This is a genomic window from Gilliamella sp. Imp1-1, assembly GCF_001690415.1.
GTDB classification, from domain to species: Bacteria; Pseudomonadota; Gammaproteobacteria; order Enterobacterales; family Orbaceae; genus Gilliamella; species Gilliamella bombi.
This window is the reverse complement of record NZ_LZHK01000027.1, coordinates 1-1,458: the sequence shown is the minus strand read 5'-3', so window position 1 is coordinate 1,458 and position 1,458 is coordinate 1. Positions and strand designations below refer to the sequence as shown.

The 1,458-nt window shown below is 36.6% G+C and carries 2 protein-coding genes; one reads left to right on the top strand and one right to left on the bottom strand.

The features are described 5' to 3' along the window. Positions 1-142 (bottom strand): transposase (locus A9G38_RS11590; RefSeq protein WP_141671700.1); only part of this gene is annotated, 142 nt, incomplete at its 3' end. A 210-nt stretch (positions 143-352) separates the two neighbouring features. Here A9G38_RS11590 and dnaK point away from each other — a divergent pair. Then, on the top strand, positions 353-1,458 hold a 1,106-nt coding region (gene dnaK, locus A9G38_RS02795), incomplete at its 3' end, for a molecular chaperone DnaK (protein WP_081297944.1).

Here is a 1,458-nt window from a genome sequence, read left to right as displayed (position 1 = left end):
GCCAAGGAATACCGGTTCTCATTCGGAAAAGGATCCCTTCAAACGTCATCCGATGCTCGGATTTATTATAAACTCGGCCGGTATTTTTCATTATTTGTAGTAGCTTTTCCCACCGTTTATCTGTTAGCATTGTTCTTGGCATGATGAATCGAGTTATGGTTGTTTTTGGCTGAATTATTATAACTCACATCATGCCGTCTAAAAAATAATCATGAAAGATCAACACGCCCTAATAATAACGTTCCCATTTATGTGAAAAGAAAAAACATTTCTTTGTGAAGTAAGGGCTTGAAAATTAAAATTTAAGACTTATATACAAGAAATAAAATACAGGTTTTGAGGAGAAAAGATTATGGGTAAAATTATTGGTATTGATTTAGGTACAACAAATTCATGTGTTGCTGTAATGGACAATGGTCAAGCAAAAGTATTAGAAAACGCTGAAGGCGATCGTACAACCCCTTCTATTATTGCTTATACACAAGATGGAGAAATCTTAGTTGGCCAACCAGCAAAACGTCAAGCAGTAACCAATCCACAAAATACACTATTTGCAATTAAACGTTTAATTGGTCGTCGTTTTGAAGATACCGAAGTTCAACGTGACGTTAGCATCATGCCATATAAGATCGTAAAAGCTGACAATGGCGATGCATGGGTTGATGTTAAAGGTCAAAAAATTGCACCACCACAAATTTCTGCTGAAGTATTGAAAAAAATGAAGAAAACAGCAGAAGATTATCTTGGTGAAGCGGTGACTGAAGCGGTTATTACTGTACCTGCTTATTTTAACGATGCGCAACGTCAAGCAACTAAAGATGCTGGTCGTATTGCAGGACTTGATGTAAAACGTATCATCAACGAACCAACAGCTGCAGCGCTTGCTTATGGTTTAGATAAAGATGTAGGTAACCGAACTATAGCGGTTTATGACCTTGGTGGTGGTACATTTGATATTTCTATTATCGAAATCGACGACGTTGATGGCGAAAAAACCTTTGAAGTATTAGCAACAAATGGTGATACTCATTTAGGTGGTGAAGATTTTGACTCACGCTTAATCAATTATTTAGTTGACGAATTTAAACGTGAACAAAACTTCGATCTAAAAAATGATCCGCTAGCAATGCAACGATTAAAAGAAGCGGCAGAAAAAGCGAAAATTGAATTATCATCAGCGCAACAAACTGATATTAATTTACCTTATATCACTGCTGATGCAAGTGGTCCAAAACATTTAAATATTAAAGTGACTCGCGCTAAATTAGAATCATTAGTAGAAGATTTAGTTAAACGTTCAATGGATCCTGTAAAAACTGCATTACAAGATGCAGGTCTTTCTGTTTCTGACATTAAAGACGTTATTCTTGTTGGTGGGCAAACTCGTATGCCAATGGTTCAAAAAGCGGTTGCTGACTTCTTTGGTAAAGAGCCACGTAAAGATGTAAACCCTGACGA